The 16,334-nt window shown below is 71.0% G+C and carries 11 protein-coding genes and 3 pseudogenes; 7 read left to right on the forward strand and 7 right to left on the reverse strand.

The window, feature by feature from the left end; all coding sequences use genetic code 11:
- Positions 1-562 precede the first annotated feature (562 nt).
- Together WH07_RS28895 and WH07_RS28900 are read right to left on the reverse strand one after the other, a co-directional pair.
- A complete protein-coding gene (locus WH07_RS28895) occupies positions 563-826 on the reverse strand; it encodes a DUF3263 domain-containing protein (protein WP_046506227.1) in 264 nt (87 codons plus the stop codon).
- A 24-nt stretch (positions 827-850) separates the two neighbouring features.
- On the reverse strand, positions 851-2,086 hold the full coding sequence (locus tag WH07_RS28900; RefSeq protein WP_046506229.1) for an extracellular solute-binding protein: 1,236 nt from the start codon (positions 2,084-2,086) through the stop codon (positions 851-853).
- A gap of 357 nt (positions 2,087-2,443) precedes the next feature.
- Here WH07_RS28900 and WH07_RS28905 point away from each other — a divergent pair.
- The 5 genes and pseudogenes from WH07_RS28905 to WH07_RS28920 form a co-directional block, all read left to right on the forward strand.
- Positions 2,444-3,334, forward strand: a pseudogene (locus tag WH07_RS28905) (ROK family protein); the annotation flags it as partial.
- Between the two features lie 416 nt (positions 3,335-3,750).
- Entirely contained in the window at positions 3,751-4,905 is a 1,155-nt protein-coding gene (gene nagA, locus WH07_RS28910) for an N-acetylglucosamine-6-phosphate deacetylase (RefSeq protein ID WP_046506232.1), read from the forward strand.
- A gap of 196 nt (positions 4,906-5,101) precedes the next feature.
- Positions 5,102-5,317 (forward strand): annotated as a pseudogene (locus tag WH07_RS38200) (PfkB family carbohydrate kinase); the annotation flags it as partial.
- 555 nt (positions 5,318-5,872) lie between these two features.
- Positions 5,873-6,571: pseudogene (locus tag WH07_RS28915) on the forward strand (1-phosphofructokinase family hexose kinase); the annotation flags it as partial.
- 67 nt (positions 6,572-6,638) lie between these two features.
- Complete coding sequence (locus WH07_RS28920; RefSeq protein WP_079023642.1) at positions 6,639-7,706, forward strand: class II fructose-bisphosphate aldolase; 1,068 nt, start codon at positions 6,639-6,641, stop codon at positions 7,704-7,706.
- Here WH07_RS28920 and WH07_RS28925 read toward each other — a convergent pair.
- A complete protein-coding gene (locus tag WH07_RS28925; protein WP_046506234.1) occupies positions 7,687-8,718 on the reverse strand; it encodes a CBM35 domain-containing protein in 1,032 nt (343 codons plus the stop codon). The genes WH07_RS28920 and WH07_RS28925 overlap by 20 nt on opposite strands.
- 248 nt (positions 8,719-8,966) lie before the next feature.
- Positions 8,967-10,715, reverse strand: coding sequence for a diguanylate cyclase CdgB (cdgB, locus tag WH07_RS28930; protein ID WP_046506237.1), 1,749 nt, complete (start codon positions 10,713-10,715; stop codon positions 8,967-8,969).
- Positions 10,716-11,194: 479 nt separating this feature from the next.
- Between cdgB and WH07_RS28935 the strand changes: the two genes are divergently transcribed.
- Positions 11,195-11,791, forward strand: a complete 597-nt coding sequence (locus WH07_RS28935; protein ID WP_079023643.1) for a flavin reductase family protein — start codon at positions 11,195-11,197, stop codon at positions 11,789-11,791.
- Between the two features lie 270 nt (positions 11,792-12,061).
- On the opposite strand, the gene arfB is transcribed toward WH07_RS28935, so the two are convergent.
- Positions 12,062-12,493 carry an alternative ribosome rescue aminoacyl-tRNA hydrolase ArfB gene (arfB, locus tag WH07_RS28940; RefSeq protein ID WP_046506243.1) on the reverse strand — a complete coding sequence of 144 codons (432 nt, stop codon included), beginning with the start codon at positions 12,491-12,493 and terminating at the stop codon, positions 12,062-12,064.
- A 201-nt stretch (positions 12,494-12,694) separates the two neighbouring features.
- Here arfB and WH07_RS28945 point away from each other — a divergent pair, with 201 nt between their 5' ends.
- On the forward strand, positions 12,695-13,270 hold the full coding sequence (locus WH07_RS28945; RefSeq protein ID WP_046506246.1) for a TerD family protein: 576 nt from the start codon (positions 12,695-12,697) through the stop codon (positions 13,268-13,270).
- 227 nt (positions 13,271-13,497) lie between these two features.
- Here WH07_RS28945 and WH07_RS28950 read toward each other — a convergent pair whose 3' ends face one another.
- On the reverse strand, positions 13,498-14,997 hold the full coding sequence (locus WH07_RS28950) for a M1 family metallopeptidase (protein WP_052744590.1): 1,500 nt from the start codon (positions 14,995-14,997) through the stop codon (positions 13,498-13,500).
- A gap of 303 nt (positions 14,998-15,300) precedes the next feature.
- Positions 15,301-15,879, reverse strand: coding sequence for a Uma2 family endonuclease (locus WH07_RS28955; RefSeq protein ID WP_079023644.1), 579 nt, complete (start codon positions 15,877-15,879; stop codon positions 15,301-15,303).
- Positions 15,880-16,334: the final 455 nt, after the last annotated feature.

Raw genomic sequence — 16,334 nt, forward strand, 5'->3', positions numbered from 1 at the left:
GTTCCGGCAGGGGAAGGGGGTACGGGTTGCCCATGCTCCTGAGCGTATCGGCGGGGACGGTACGGGCGGTACGGAACCGGAAGCCCGGTCCGGCCCCGGGGCCTTGTCCTCAATCGCCGGACGGGCTGGATTTGGCCGAGCCGGGCGCCTCGGCCGCCGGGCTGTGTCCTGGCGGGCCAGGCGCTCCGGCGGCCGGGCTGGATCCTGGCGGGCCGGGCGGCTCGGCCACCGGGCGGGCCGTGGCCGGGCCGGAGTGCAACCGCCGGGCCGGATCTTGGCCGGGCCAGACGCTTCGAGTGCCGGGCCCGATCTTGGCGGGGCAAGGCGTTCCGGCCGCCGGGTGGGCCGTGGCCGGACTCCGGCCGGACGCCCGGTGCCAGCCGGACAGGCTGAGGTCCGTGCCGGACGGGCTGGATTTGGCCGGGCGCGGGCCTCGGCTGCCCGGGCTGGATCCTGGCGGGCCAGGCGCTCCGGCGGCCGGGCGGGATCTTCGCCGGGCCAGGTGCCCCGGTCGCCGGGCGGGCCGTGGCCGTCCGTGTCCGGCGCGGGTGCCCGGGCGGTGTCAGCCCTCTCGGCTTTCCCGTTTCTCCGCTCTGATCCTGCGCAGCCGATTCACCGTCACCGGGTCGTGTTCCGCCGCCCTCGGGTCGTCCAGCAGCGCTCCGAGGAGCTGGTAGTAGCGGGTCGGGGAGATGCCCAGGCCCTCCCTGATCGCACGCTCCTTGGCGCCCGGGCCCGGCCAGCCGCGCCGTTCCACCGCGAGAACGGCGCGGTCCCGCTCGGACAGCCCGGCGTGCTCAGGGGCGGGATCAGGCGTCGCGGTCATATCTCCGACACGCTACCCGGGCCGTCACTCCGACGTCTCCTCCGCCGTCGCGTCCCGCGCTATCCGCCCCAGGACCGCCGCCGGGTTCCCGCCCGGCTCGACCGCCTGCCCGATGTGGTCCTTGATGTCCTGGCTGACCCCGCCCCAGGACCTCTTGCCGGACGGATACAGCTCCGCGGTCGGCAGCACCTTCTGGAACGTGGCCAGGTCCTTGTACCGCGTGTCCGCCGCCATCGCCTCGTTCGCGCTGTACGTGACCGGCAGCAGGTCGTACTGGCCGACGAAGTCGAGAACGTTCTTGTCCTCGAACACGAAGTCCAGGAAAGCGCCGATCTCCTCGCCGTGATTGTTCTGCTTGAACGCCATCATCCAGTCGGCCACACCCATCGCTGGCTTGGGCTTGCCGTCAATCCCCGGCAGCGGCAGGATCCCGACGTCGACGCCCTCCCGCTCCGCGTCGAGCAGCAGCGTCGGATGCCCGTTCAGCATCCCGACCTGGCCGCTCGTGAACGCCTTGAAGGCGGTGGTCCTGTCGAGTTTCGACGGGGCGACCGGGCCGGTCAGCTTCTCCTCGACGAGGTTCTTCTTGAGCCACTCGAAGGTCTTGACGTTCTGGTCCGAGTCGATGTCGTACGAGTCGTCGGCGTTGTTCGTATAGCCGCCCCCGCCGCTCAGCAGCCAGATCATCGTCTCGCCCTGCGCCTCCTCCGAGCCGAGGGGAAGCGCGATGGGGGTCGTCACACCGTTCGCCTTGAGCGCCTCGGCGTCGGTCCTGATGTCGTCCCAGTTCTTGGGAGCGCTCACCCCGGCCGACTTGAACAGCTTCTTGTTGTAGAAAAGCAGCCGGGCCGAGGCTATGAAGGGCAGCCCGTACTGGATGCGGTTGACCTTTCCGGCGTCCGAGAGCTGGGCGAGGAAGTTCGCCTGCGTGGGTACGGACAGCACCTCGTCGGCGGTGTAGAGCAGGTCGTCCTTGGCGTAGTCGGCGTACGAGCCGATCTGTGCGATGTCGGGAGCGCGGCCCTTCTTCACCATCTCGGCGACATCGCGGTCGACGGTCTTCCACGAGCGCACATCGACATCGATCTTGATACCCGGATGCTTGGACTCGAATTCCGTGGCCAGGGTCGTCCAGTATTTGTCGGACCGGTCCGACGAACCGTTGCCGTAGTCGGCGGCCACGAGCTTCAGGGTGACGTCCCCCGAGCCTCCCGTGCTGCCACAGCCTGCCAGCGCCATTGTCATGCCAAGTGCGGCCATGGCCGCCGTCGCTCCCCGAAAGCGCTGGTGCACAGCTCTGTTCCGCCTCTGTTCTTCGGTGGTCCCTCATGAAGTCCTGCTATGGATCAGTGATTTTCCCCTATCCGGAGGTTTACGGTCCACGCAGTGCCGGTTTCGCTTCGGCAACGTCTGCGCCAAGAGCGGGCGGACGTCCGGGCCAAGGGCGCACCGGCACACAGCAGGCATCAGCATTTGCATGGGTGTTCGTACGGCGTTTGTACGGGCGTTTGTATGGGCGGGCAACAATCCAGGACAGTGGACTAGACCTTTCATGGGTCCACACGCGAGACTGTCCACGTGAGACACGTCATCGCCCTGGATGTGGGCGGCACCGGAATGAAAGCCGCCCTCGTCGGGGCGGACGGCGCGCTGCTGTACGAAGTGCGGCGGGCGACCGGCAGGGAGCGCGGCCCCGACGCCGTCGTCGAGGCCATCCTCGGTTTCGCGGCCGAGCTGCGCGCGTACGGCGCCGAGCACTTCGGCGAGAGCGCTCTCGCGGCGGGCGTCACGGTCCCCGGGATCGTGGACGCGGAGCGCGGTGTCGCGGTGTACTCGGCGAACCTCGGCTGGCGCGACGTACCGATGCGCGATCTGCTCGCGGCCCGGCTCGGGGGCGTACCGGTCGCGCTCGGGCACGACGTACGGACCGGGGGTCTCGCGGAGGGGCGGCTCGGCGCGGGCCGCGGCGCCGACCGGTTCGTATTCGTACCGCTGGGCACCGGGATCGCCGGGGCCATCGGCATCGGCGGCGCGATAGAGGCCGGGGCGCACGGGTACGCGGGCGAGATCGGGCATGTCGTGGTGCGCCCGGACGGACCTGAGTGCGGTTGCGGCCAGCGGGGCTGTCTGGAGACGCTCGCCTCGGCGGCGGCGGTGAGCCGCGCCTGGGCGGCGGCGAGCGGTGACCCGGCGGCGGACGCGGCCGACTGCGCGAAGGCGGTGGAGTCGGGCGACCCCGAGGCGGTACGGGTCTGGCTCGACGCGGTCGACGCTCTGGCGGCGGGGCTGGTCACCGCGCTCACCCTGCTCGACCCGCGCACGCTGATCATCGGTGGCGGTCTGGCCGAGGCAGGAGAAACATTGTTCACACCGCTGCGGGCGGCGGTCGAGGAGCGGGTGACGTTCCAGAAACTGCCCGAAATCGTCCCCGCGGCCCTGGGCGACACGGCGGGCTGCCTGGGCGCGGGCCTGCTGGCCTGGGACCTGCTGAAGCCGGACGCCCAGGCCCGGAAGGACCGGGCCCCGAAGGACCAGGCCCCGACGGGCGCGGCCGAGTCCCGTGCGGGCCAGGTCCGTGCGGGCGGGCCATCCGTCGCCGGGGCCGGGCCTGTGGCCAACGGCCGGTCCACGGCCGAGGCCGGTCCTGCGACGGACAGCCAGTCCGCCTCTGCCGGCCAGACCGCGGCCGAGGCCGGGTCCGCGGGCGACAGCCGGTCCATGACCGACGTCGGCTCTGCTGCGGACAGCCAGTCCGTGGCCGAGGCCCGGACCGCGGCGGACAGCCGGCCCACGACCGGGCCCGGTCCTGCGGCGGACAGCCGGTCCGCAGCCGGACCGCTCGGCGTCGGCAGCGGGCCGTCCGTCGTCGGCGCGCCCGTTCCCCATCCCCCCACCGACCCACTCGTCCCGGAGGTGAGCGCCTGATGGCCGCTCGTGCCGAAAGCACCGTTCTCGCCGGCGCCCGGGTGGTGCTGCCCACCGGAATCGTGGAGGGCGGGCGGGTGATCGTCGACGGGCGCCGGATCGCGGGCGCCGCGCCGGACGGCGCCGCCACGCTGGATCTGTCGGGCCACTGGCTGGTCCCCGGCTTCGTGGACATGCACAACCACGGCGGCGGCGGTGCCTCCTTCACCTCCGGCTCCGTGGACGACGTCCTCACCGGCATCCGTACGCACCGCGAGCACGGCACCACCACGCTCGTCGCCTCCACCGTCACCGGCGAGGCCGACTTCCTCGCCCAGCGCGCCGGCATCCTCTCCGAGCTGGTCGAGCAGGGCGATCTCGCGGGCATCCACTTCGAGGGCCCCTTCATCTCCCCCTGCCGCAAGGGCGCCCACAGCGAGGCACTGCTGCGCGACCCCGACCCGGCGGAGGTGCGCAAACTGCTCGACGCGGCGCGCGGTACGGCCCGGATGGTGACGCTCGCCACCGAACTCCCCGGCGGCATCGACTCCGTACGCCTGCTGGCCGAACACGGTGTGATCGCCGCGATCGGGCACACGGACGCGACGTACGAGCAGACCGTCGAGGCCATCGACGCCGGGGCGACCGTCGCGACGCACCTCTTCAACGCCATGCCGCCGCTCGGGCACCGCGCGCCCGGGCCGATCGCCGCGCTGCTGGAGGACGAGCGGGTCACCGTCGAGCTGATCAACGACGGTACGCATCTGCACCCCGCGGCCCTGGAACTGGCCTTCCACCGCGCGGGCGGGAGCCGGGTCGCCTTCATCACGGACGCGATGGACGCGGCCGGTTTCGGCGACGGGCTCTACCAGCTCGGCCCGCTGGCCGTGGAGGTCAAGGACGGGGTGGCGCGGCTGGTGGAGGGCGGATCGATCGCGGGCTCCACGCTGACGCTGGACACGGCGTTCAAGCGGGCCGCGACGGTCGACCGGCTGCCGGTCGAGGACATCGTCCAGGCGATCTCCGCCAACCCGGCGAAGCTGCTGGGTGTGGACGACCGGGTCGGCTCGCTGGAGCCGGGCAAGGACGCGGATCTGGTGGTCCTGGACGCGGACTTCTCGGTCAAGGGCGTGCTGTACAAGGGCGATTGGATCGTCGAGCCCCGGCTGGGCTGATTCCGCAGCCGGGCGGCTTCCGGCCGACCGCCGTCCCCGGACCGGCTTCCGGCCGGGGACGGCGGCTGCCCGGGGTCTGGGCCAACCGCTTTCTTTTTGACATGATCGCCCCGGTAACTCCGGTAACAGGCAAGCGACGACAGGCAAACAGCTAAGCGGTACCAGGCCGAGCAAGCACATTCCCGGGGGTGTGACAGTGATCCTGACGGTGACGCTCAACACCGCGCTGGACATCACGTACCGCACCTCCGCGCTCGTCCCGCACACCACCCACCGCGTCAGCGAGGTCGTCGAACGCCCCGGCGGCAAAGGCCTGAATGTCGCGCGGGTGCTGGCGGCGCTGGGCCACGAGACGGTGGTGACGGGGTTCGCGGGCGGCCGTACGGGCGATGTCCTGCGGGAACTGCTCGCGGGCGCGCACCATGGCGCGGGCTCCGGATACAGCACGGGACACGGACCGGCGTACGGCTCCGGATACGGCTGGGCACACGGCCCGGGCGTGGACGGCCGGCGCGGCGGCGCGGGCCACGGCCCCCGGCGCGCCGACGCGAGGCACGCCCCCGGAACCGGCCCCGGCTCCCGGCACGGTACGGGCCCGAGGACCCGGCGCGGCCCGGGCGCGGGACCGATCGCCGGCCCGGGCACCGGTCCGGGCACCGGTCCGGGCACCGGTCCGGGCACCGAAGACAGGCATGGCCGGAGCCTCGGACCGGACCACGCCGGTACGGGTACGGAGGGCCCGCCCCCGAGCCCGGCCAACCCCGGCCCGGACACCGGTCCGGACACCGGTCCGGACACCGGTCCGGACACCGGTCCGGAGGGCTCCGCCCCGGCGCGGCCCGTCCAAGGCCCGGCCGCGGAGCCCGACACCCCCGGCCGCGCCCCGGGTTTCCCCGGCCGTACCCGCGGCACCGGCACCGGCCGTCCCCGCCGCCCCGGCACCGTGCCCGCCCACGCCACAACACGCCCCGTGGACGCCCTCGTACCCATCGCCGGATCCACCCGCCGCACCATCGCCGTCGTCGACGAGACCAGCGGCGACACCACCCAGCTCAACGAACCCGGGCCGACCGTCTCCGCCGCCGAGTGGAACTCCTTCCTCAGCGGTTACGAACGGCTGCTCGCCGGCGCCGAAGCCGTCGCCCTCTGCGGCAGCCTGCCGCCCGGCATCCATGTCGGCGCGTACGCCGAGCTGATCCGCCGGGCCCGGGGCGCGGGCGTGCCCGTACTGCTCGACACCAGCGGCGAACCCCTGCGCCGCGGAGTCGCGGCCCGCCCCGATCTGGTCAAGCCGAACGCCGATGAACTCGCCAGGCTCACCGGCTCCCGCGAACCCCTGCGCGCCGCCCGGGACGCCCGCCGCCGCGGCGCCCACGCGGTCATCGCCTCCCTCGGCCCGGACGGCATACTCGCGGCCACTCCGGACGGCGTCTGGCAGGCGGTTCCGCCCGCCCCGGCCAAGGGCAACCCGACGGGCGCGGGCGACTCGGCCGTGGCCGGACTCCTCTCCGGCCTGGTCGAACAACTCCCCTGGCCGGCCAGGCTCAGCCGCGCCGTCGCCCTCGCCACGGCGACGGTCCTGGCCCCGGTGGCGGGCGAGTTCGACCCCGAGGCGTACGAGGAACTCCTCCCGCGCGTCACCGTCACCGAACACCCCCCGGCTTGAACCCGGCTCTCCCAACAGGGCACTACAACGGGACAACGGCACAACAGCACAACGGAACTGAGGGCCCATGCCACTCGCCAGCACCGGAGAGCTCGTCACGGCCGCGGCCGCTGCCGGCCACGGCATCGCCGCGTTCAACGTCATCACCCTGGAGCACGCCGAGGCGATCGCGACGGGCGCCGAGCGGGCCGGCGCCCCCGCGATCCTCCAGATATCGGAGAACGCGGTGAGGTTCCACGGCGGCGAGCCGCGCGCCATCGCCGCCGCCGCGGTGGCGATCGCCCGCGCCTCCTCCGTACCCCTCGCGCTCCACCTGGACCATGTCGAGTCGGCGGACCTGCTGCGGGCCGCACCCGGCGCGGGCTTCAGCTCGGTGATGTTCGACGCCTCGAAACTGCCGTACGCGGAGAACCTCAGGGCCACCGCCGACGCCGTGCGCTGGGGCCATGAGCAGGGCATCTGGGTCGAGGCCGAGCTGGGCGCGGTCGGCGGCAAGGACGGCGAACCGTCCCTGAGCAAGCCGTCCTCGGGCGAGCCGCCGCCCCTGGGCGAACCCTCCCCACGGAAGCCGTCCCCGGGTGAATCGTCACTGACCGCACCGGCCCTTGACGCTCACGCCCCCGGTGTCCGTACGGATCCGGCGGAGGCCGCCGCCTACACCGCCGCGACCGGGGTGGACGCGCTGGCGGTCGCGGTGGGCTCCTCGCACGCGATGACCCGGCGCACCGCGGCCCTGGACCACGCCCTGATCGCCGCTCTGCGCGAGGCCGTCCCCGTACCGCTCGTCCTGCACGGCTCCTCCGGCGTCCCCGACGAGGAGATCCACCGGGCGATCGCGTCCGGCATGGTCAAGATCAATGTCGGTACGGCCCTGAACACGGCGTTCACCGGCGCCGTACGGGAGTACCTGGCGGCCCGTCCCTCGGTGGTCGACCCCCGGAAATACCTCGTCCCGGCTCGCGAGGCGATGGCCGGGACGGTGGCGGGTTTTCTACGGGTGGTCGGTCCTGCGGGTCCTGGGGCGGAGGCCCGTCAGGCAGAGGCCCCTCGGGCGGTGACTCCTCGGATGACCGTCGATCAGGCGGCCGTCGCTCGGGTGACCGCCGATCAGGCCGTCAGCCCTTCGGAGGCGTGACTTCCAGCCAGTCGAGAATGGCGTCGCACTGGTTGCCCTGCTCGCAGGAGATCTTGATGGTGTTCTTGCCCGCCTGGAGGTCGACCGGCGCCCAGGTGGTCTGCCAGTTCTTCTCCCAGTTCGGGTCATTCGAATGGATGAAGTTCTTCAGCCCGATGGGGTTGGAATTGGCCTTGCCGTTGACGGTCAGCGTCGCGTTCGCGTCCTTGGCCGGGATGGCGTAGCGCACCGACAGGGCGTACGAACCGGCCTTCTCGATGTCCGCCGTCCACGTCACCGACGCGCCGATGGCGTTGAAGCCCGTCACATACGAACCGTTCGTGCCCTCGGCACCCTTGATGTCCGTCGCGAGGGCGGCCGGCGGTCCCAGCTTGAGGGTCGCCGCGTCCTGCTTGGGAAGCTGGATGCCCTCGTCGGCCTTGTCGGTCGCGGCGTCGCTCGGCTTGCTGTCGTCGGCCGGCTGGGACGCGGGAGCCGAGGCGCCGCCGGTCGGGGCCGCGTCGTTGTTCTCCTTGTCACCGCCGCTGGAGAGCACCGCGGCCGTGATACCGATCACGACCACCACGACGACGGCGATCGCGCCGATCAGCAGGCCCCTGGTGTTGGGACCGCCGCGGCCACCACCGCGCGAGGACGGCACCTGGCGGGTGGTGGAACCGCCGGGGTGGGTCTCGGGGGCCGCGTAGTGCGCGTTCGGCTGCTGGCCGTAGGGCGCCTGGCCCTGGCCGTACGGTGCCTGCTGCCCGTACGGAGCTGTCGGCTGCCCGTACTGCGGCTGCTGGCCGTACGGTGCCTGCTGCGGCGGGACCTGCTGCTGTCCGTACTGGCGCTCGCCGACCGTCCTGACCTGGTTGTACGACGTCCTGGGCACGCCGGGCTGCGCGGTCGGCCCGGGGTAGCCGTAGCCGCCCTGGCGCCGCTGACTGCCGCCCTGCGCCTGACCGTCCTCGTACAGATAGCCGAACGGGTCTTCGTCCTCGGGCGTGCTCGCGCCGTTGTTCCCGGCCGTCATCCCTGGGTCACTCCTTACCATCTCGCCAGCGTCGCCGACCGGCCGAGCCTACCCCGAATGAGTAAGCCCATGGACGGGCGTTGACTGAGAGCAGCCACTGTGCCGCCCCTGGGTGAACAACGCGTCGCGGGCATGTCGCAGCCCTGTCCCGGATAGGTGCCGTACGGCACACGGAGGCCCGGAAACACCGTGCTCCAGCCCGGCTTCCCACCCTGCGCTTCCTGCTGCGCTTCCTGCCCCGCACGGAACTATCCGGCCCTCCGGTGGACCGTCTTGCGCGACCGCTTCTCCACGTACATCCGCTGGTCGGCCGACTGCAGGACTTCCTCCACGGACATCCCGCACGCCGCCCAGCTGATGCCGAAGCTCGCGCCGACCCGCACCGCGCGCCCGTCGACCCTGATCGGCGGGATGATCGCGTTCCGCAGCCGTACGGCGAGATCGGCCGCGTCCGCCGCGCCCAGGCCGTCGGCGAGGACGACGAATTCGTCACCGCCGAGCCGGGCCACCGTATCGCCGTCCCGCACCCCGGTGGTCAGCCTGCGCGCGACCTCGATCAGGACCGCGTCGCCGGTGTTGTGGCCGAACCGGTCGTTGATGGACTTGAAGCCGTCCAGGTCGCAGAAGAGGACCGCGAGGCCCTTCGTGCCGTCGTCGGTCTCGCCGTCGCCGGTGGGCGCGACCATGTGCACATGGTGGTCGAAGCCTCCGCCGCCGGCCGCGCCGCCGGGGCCCGGGCCGAGGGCGCCGCGGGCCCCGCCGCGCAGACCGGCCTGCTCCTCGTACCCGTCGTATCCGTCATAGCCCTCGTACGCGTCGTACCCCGGCTCGTACAAGACCGTGCCGTCGTACCCGCCGTACGCCGCGTCCAGGGCCTCGACCGCGGTCTCGCGCAGGGCGTGGGGGCGTGAACAGAGCCGGGCGCTGAGGCGCGAGCGCAGCTCCGCGCTGTTCGGCAGGCCGGTGAGGGAGTCGTGGGAGGCGCGGTGGGCGAGCTGGAGCTCGCGGCTCTTCCGCTCCTCGATGTCCTCGACATGGGTGAGCAGGAAGCGCGGGCCGTCGGTGGTGTCCGCGACCACGGAGTTACGGAGCGAGACCCAGATGTACGTGCCGTCGCGGCGGGCGAGGCGCAGTTCGGCCCGGCCGCCCTCGGCGGAGGTACGGAGCAGGGTGCCGATGTCCTCGGGGTGGACCAGGTCGGAGAAGGAGTAGCGACGCATCGCGGAGGCCGGGCGGCCCAGCAGCCGGCACAGCGCGTCATTGGTCCGCAGCAGCCGCCCGTGCTGGTCCCCGCCCATCTCGGCGACGGCCATTCCGCTCGGCGCGTACTCGAACGCCTGACGGAAGGATTCCTCACTGGCCCGCAGCGCCTGCTGTTCGCGTTCGAGCCGCACGAGAGCGCGTTGCATATTTGCTCGGAGGCGGGCGTTACTGATCGCAATCGCCGCCTGGGACGCATACATCTGGAGGGCTTCCTGCCCCCAGGGTCCGGGGCGGCGGCCACCGCGCGGCCGGTCGACGGAGATGACCCCCAGCAACTCCTTGACGCCGTCCGAGGCCGCCGTCCGCGCGTACATCGGGGCGTAGAGGCGGTCCTGCGGGTGCCACTCGTCCTCGAAGCGGGGATCGGGGCCCTCGGTGTACCACTGCGGGACGTCGTCCTCCAGCAGCACCCAGCCCTCGGTGTGGGGTATGAAGCGCAGCTCGCCCCAGCACTCGCCCATGGAGAGACGGCGGTCCCAGGAGGCGCGCGAGCCGACCCGGCCGGTGATCAGCGCCTCGGCGGCGGCACTTCCGGAGAAGGCGGCGACGACGAGGTCACCGTCGGCCTGTACGACATTGACGCAGGCCAGTTCATAGCCGAGACCTCCGACGACTCCGTCGGCGACGGCCTGGAGAGTGTCCGCCAGGCTGCGGGCGACGTTCAGTTCGGCGACGGCCTGGTGCAACTGCCGCAGGGTCGCAAGACGGACATACGGCTCCGACTCGGTCTCCATTGCTCGCTCTCCCCGAGACCTCGACAGCAACTCCAGGATTCTCATCGGCTCTCGTGTTGCATTCTCATCGCCACTGAATCACAGCGAGCTGTGCGCCCGGTACACAGGGTCAACAAATACACCACACTGTGACTCAAGTCACATGATCGGATGACCGGGAAGAGTGCCTGTTGAGAGCGCTCCCCAGGTTTTCGGAAAGCAAATTCTGTCGGCGTGTCGCAGTGCGCCGGGGGTGTGCGGTCCGGGTTTCTGGGTCCGTGTCCGGGCCCGGGGTCGGCGCCGTTGCCGATGAGTGCGCCGGTGCCGGTGAGTGCGCCGGTGCCGGTGGGCACGGGTGCCGGTGCGCGCCGTTTCCGGTGGGTGCCGCGGAGCCGGGCCGGTCCCGCTGTACCCGGGCCGGTCCGTCCCGCTGGTCCTAGGACCGGTCCTGGTCCGGTGGCCCGATGCGGGGCGGCAGCGGACAAGGTTAGCGTTCGGCCGTGTCCCAGTCCCGGGCGACCCCCGCTTCCCGTACCGAGGCCCCCGCTCCGCGCGCCGAGGCCTTCCCCCATGCTGAGGGGGTGAGCAACGACGAGTTCCGCGCCGCCCTGTCCCGGCTCGCCGCCGGCGTGGTGCTGGTCACCGCGTACGAACCGCCCCTGAGCCCGGAAGGACCGCGCGGCGAGAACGCCGGGATGACGGCGACCGCCTTCATGTCCGTGTCCCTGGACCCGCCGCTGGTGCTGGTGAGCGTACGGAACGGCTCCCGCATGGACGATCTGCTCGCCGAACAGCCCCTGTGGGCCGCCTCCCTGCTGACGGAGAGCCAGCGGCACATCGCGGGCCGGTTCGCGATGAAGGGCAGGATCAGCGACCGCCTGCTGTTCGAGGACATCCCGTACCGGCGCGGCGAGGAGAGCGGCGCCCCGCTGATCGGCGGCGCGTTGGCGACCCTGGAGTGCCGTACGGAACAGCGGGTCGAGGCGGGCGACCACACCCTGGTCATCGGCCGCGTCCTGACGGCGGAACTCCCGAGCGCGGAGGGCGGCCCGCTGATGTACTTCAAGGGCCGCTACCGGCAACTGGGCCAGGGGTAGGCGGAGCGCGTACGGACGGGGCACGGGCTGAGCGCGGGGCGGGTCAGACCGTACGAGGCAGGTGCACGGGCCGAGCGCCGGGCAGGGCAAGACCGTACGAGCCACGTGCACGGGCTGAGCGCCGGGCAGATCGGACCGTACGAGCAGAGCAGGCGACGGGATTGCGCACGGCAGGCGGCGGGTTCGCGCGCGCAGGCGGGGCGCGCACGGCAGGCGGGGCGGCGCGCCGACGCCGCCGCACCCGACGCCGAGACGGCGGCCGTCGCGCCGTTACGACCAGTCGCGGCCCGTGCGTCCGCGCTTCGTCTCCGCCCGCTGCTTCTTCTCGCGCAGCCGGCGCTCATTGATGCCGCGTGGGATCTTCGTCTTCCGGCGGGCCCGCGGCGGCGGGGCCGTCGCCTCGGCCAGCAGGGACGCCAGCCGTACCGCCGCCATCTCGCGGTTGCGCCACTGTGAGCGGTGCTCCGAAGCGCGTACGGCGATCACTCCGCCGACCAGCCGGTTCGCGAGCCGCTCCAGCGCACGGTCCTTCCAGACCTGCGGCAGCGCCTCCGTCTTCGCGAGGTCGAAGCGCAACTCGACCTGCGAGTCGCTGGTGTTGACATGCTGTCCGCCCGGCCCCGACGAGCGCGAGAAACGCCACATCAGCTCGGCCTCCGGCAGGGAGACCGAACCGCGGATGACATAAGGAGGCCCGGACATGCCCCCATGGTCGCGTGCCCGCGCCGTTCGCGTCACCCCCTTTTCGCCGCGCCCGTCGGCCGGTACGCGGGCGCTGTCCTCCCTCCGGGTAAAGAAAGTAAAGAGGGACGGAACCTCTCGGTCCTCTGCCCGCGTTATGTCGGGTGACGGTAACTTCGGGACGACCCGAAGTCCGCACACGACAACGAAAGGGACATCCCCATGGCTGTAAGCCTGTCCAAGGGCGGCAACGTCTCCCTCACCAAGGAGGCACCGGGCCTGACCGCCGTCACGGTCGGCCTCGGCTGGGACGTCCGTACGACCACCGGCACCGACTTCGACCTCGACGCCTCGGCCATCGCGGTGAACGGCGGCGGGAAGGTCGTCTCCGACGGCCACTTCGTCTTCTTCAACAACAAGTCGACGCCCGACCAGACCATCGTCCACACCGGTGACAACCGCACGGGCGCGGGCGAGGGCGACGACGAGGCGATCAACGTCAACCTGGCGGGTCTGCCGGCCGATGTCGACAAGATCGTCTTCCCGGTCTCCATCTACGACGCCGAGACCCGCAGCCAGAACTTCGGCCAGGTGCGGAACGCGTACATCCGCATCGTGAACCAGGCCGGCGGCAGCGAGATCGCCCGTTACGACCTGAGCGAGGACGCCGCGACCGAGACCGCGATGGTCTTCGGCGAGCTGTACCGCAATGGTGCGGAGTGGAAGTTCCGCGCCGTCGGCCAGGGCTATGCCTCGGGCCTGGTCGGCATCGCCACGGACTTCGGCGTCAACCTCTGACGAAGCCTCTGGCAGCGGCTTCTGACGGCGGCTCCAGACGGCTGCTTGTGATGGGCTGCTCGTGAGGACGACTTGTGATCGGCGGCTTCTGACGTCGTGACCAAGCTCTGAGCGCAGCTCGGCCGGCCGACCCCGGGCCTCCCCGGGGGCGGTCGGCCGAGCGGTCGGTCCGGCCGATCGAACTCGCCGATCACTCGCCGGTCAGTCCAGCCGACCGATCCCGCCGGTCAGTCGAGCGGGGGCCTGTCCTCGCCGTACAGCCACGCGTCCCAGATCCCGCCCAGATCGCGGCCCGACTCCCGCTCCACGTAGGCCGTGAAGTCCTTGGTGTCGGCATTGCGGTAGCGGTAAGTCTCCAGCCAGCCCCGCACGATACGGAAGAAGGCCGCGTCGCCCACGGCCTCCCGTACCCGATGGACGACCATCGCGCCACGCCCGTACACCGGAGCGTTCGAGATATGCGCGGCGGAGGGCGGCACGGCGGGCGGAAATGCCCAGTTCTCGTCGTCCTCGTAGGCCTCTTCGAAACTCTGCCGCACCGGCACCTTTTCGGTGTGCTCGGCCCAGAGCCACTCCGTGTACTCCGCGAACCCCTCGTTGAGCCACATGTCGCGCCAGGACTTCGGGGTCACCGAATTCCCGAACCACTGGTGGGCCATCTCATGCACGAGCGTCGCAACGCTGGTGGGCCCCGGCAGGAAGGGCCGGTTCTGCGTCTCCAACGCGTATTGGGAATCGCCCTTGCGCCCGATGATCACTCCGGTGGAGGAGAAGGGATACGGCCCGAAGGTCTTCTCCTGCCAGGTGACAATGGCGGGAAGCTCGGCGAGAAGCCGCGTGCTGTCGGCGGCGACGGAGGGATCGACGGCGTTGTAGATGGGCAGCGGTGTTACGCCCTGACCCGCTGTCCTGGCCGCCGCCTTCCCGGTCTCCCCGGCTTTTCCCCCGCCCGTCTTCCGGGCCTTCGCTGCCTTCTCTGTTTTCTCTGCTTTCTCTGCCTTCTCGGTCCGTACAGAGGTCTCGGTCTTGTACGGGCCGATCGCGACGGTCGCCAGATAGCTGGCCATCGGCTGCGCGGAGTGCCAGTCGAAGGAGGTGCGGCCGTCCTTTGTGTCCTCGCTCCTCAACTCACCGTTGGAGACAGCCTTCTGCCCCTCCGGCACGGTGATCCGGATGTCGTACGACGCCTTGTCGCTGGGGTGGTGGTTGCCCGGGAACCAGGCCATCGAACCGGTCGGCTCCCCCAGCCCGACCGCCCGCTGTCCCGACACCAGCCAGCCTTCGTGCGACTTGTCGGGATCAACGATCCGCCGCGGTACGCCGGAGTACCGGACGACCGTACGAAAGGTGTCGCCCCGGGCCACATCGTCGCGGGGCCGCAGAGTGAGTTCCGAACCGGCGCGGTGGAGCGCGGCACTGTCGCCGTCGACGGTCACGGAATCGACCCGCATCCCCGCGAAGTCGAGATTGAAGGCGCTCAGATCCTGGGTGGCCCGGGCGGTGATCTCGGCGGTGCCTTTGAGCCGGCCGGTGGAAGGCACATAGTCGAGAGTCAGCCCGTAGTGCTGAACGTCATAACCGCCATTGCCCAACCGGGGAAAATAAGGATCCCGCACCCCCGCACTCCCCGGCCGCCCCCGCACAGCGTCCTCACCAGCACAGCCACTGAGAACAACAAGGGTGAGCGGAAGGAGAAAAGCCAGAGGCACACCGAGCCACTTGTCCACCCCCCGATCGTAGGCGCCCGGCTCATAACTTGCCGGTGCACGGCCTGCGTGGGGCGGGCCTGTACGGGGCCGGGCGGCGGCGTCTAAATCTGTGCACAGTCACTGCGGATCGCAAGCCGCCGATCGAGCAGCCTAAGCGCTCTCCGAGCACCCTCGCCGCCGCGGCCGACGCGCGGCCCCACGGAAACTCACTCGGGCGCCCGTTCTTCGGCGGATGCGGCTCCGGCCGGAGTTCGGGAAGGTGCACTTCCTGCGGCGGCGATCCTCAGGCCCTGTCCGGCGCCCCCGATCCGGCCGCCCGGCTCAGAACTCGCCGGTGTCCAACTCGAACCCGAGCGGCTCGGGAAGCGGAACCGGCTCGGAGAGCTTGTACGGAACCTTGCGCTTGTAATCCTCACCGAATGGCATTGTGCACAGCACGGCCTGATCGGCTTCCCGGTCGATCAGCAGGTAGACGGGAATACCGGCGCGGGCGTACCCCCGGATTTTCTTGACCCGGTCGTTGTCACCGGTCGAGCGCGAAGTCACCTCGGCGATCAGAAGCACGGGCGCGGGATCGTGGTACTCCGACGCGCTTGCGAAGCTTCCCTTCGGCGCGATCACCAGGTCGGGCACCACCTTTCCGGTAACCGATGCACCCGGGACATACAGCCCGATGCCGCAATAGCTCCGCATCTGCGGATTCTTACGGCGTACTGTCACCTGAACCGTCATCTCAGCAACGATTTCTTCGTGTTCGCCGTTGGCGGGAGGCGCCACGTGGATCTCCCCTTCGACCAATTCCACGCGCCACCCCACCGGGGCAGCCGTACTGAACACGTCGAAGGCCGCTTCTACTGACATCGCCGGGATCTTTCCCTTCATCTGTCGCAGCATCCGCATGTAATCGACTTCGCCGCCCTCGGTTTCGTACGGCTCATCGGGCTCGTACGACTCATAAGGCTCGTATCCGGAAACAGGCAGTGCCACGGCGGACCTCCTTCGTGCAAGCGACACTGCCAGCCTAGGCCGCACGGCAGGAAAGGAAACCGTAATCCTTCACTCGAACGTGCGAACGGTGACGTTTCTGCAGGCCAGGGACTTGCGAGCCGATCCGTACCGCGCGGCCGGGGGCAGTGAGCGGGCGCACGGAGGTGACCGGTGGGTGCGCGGGGCGGTGCGGGGTGGGCGTGGGAGCATTGGTGGGTGCTTGACATTGGGTATTCCCTCTCCCGGCGCTTTCCCGATCCGCCGCAGACCGACTACCGGCTCGCGGATGTTCAGGCACTGCGGCACGACCTGTTCTGCGGGGACGTCTATCTCGCGGACACCAAGGCGGACCGTGAGGTGTCCACCGC

The organism is Streptomyces odonnellii, assembly GCF_000981895.1.
Lineage (GTDB): Bacteria > Actinomycetota > Actinomycetes > Streptomycetales > Streptomycetaceae > Streptomyces > Streptomyces odonnellii.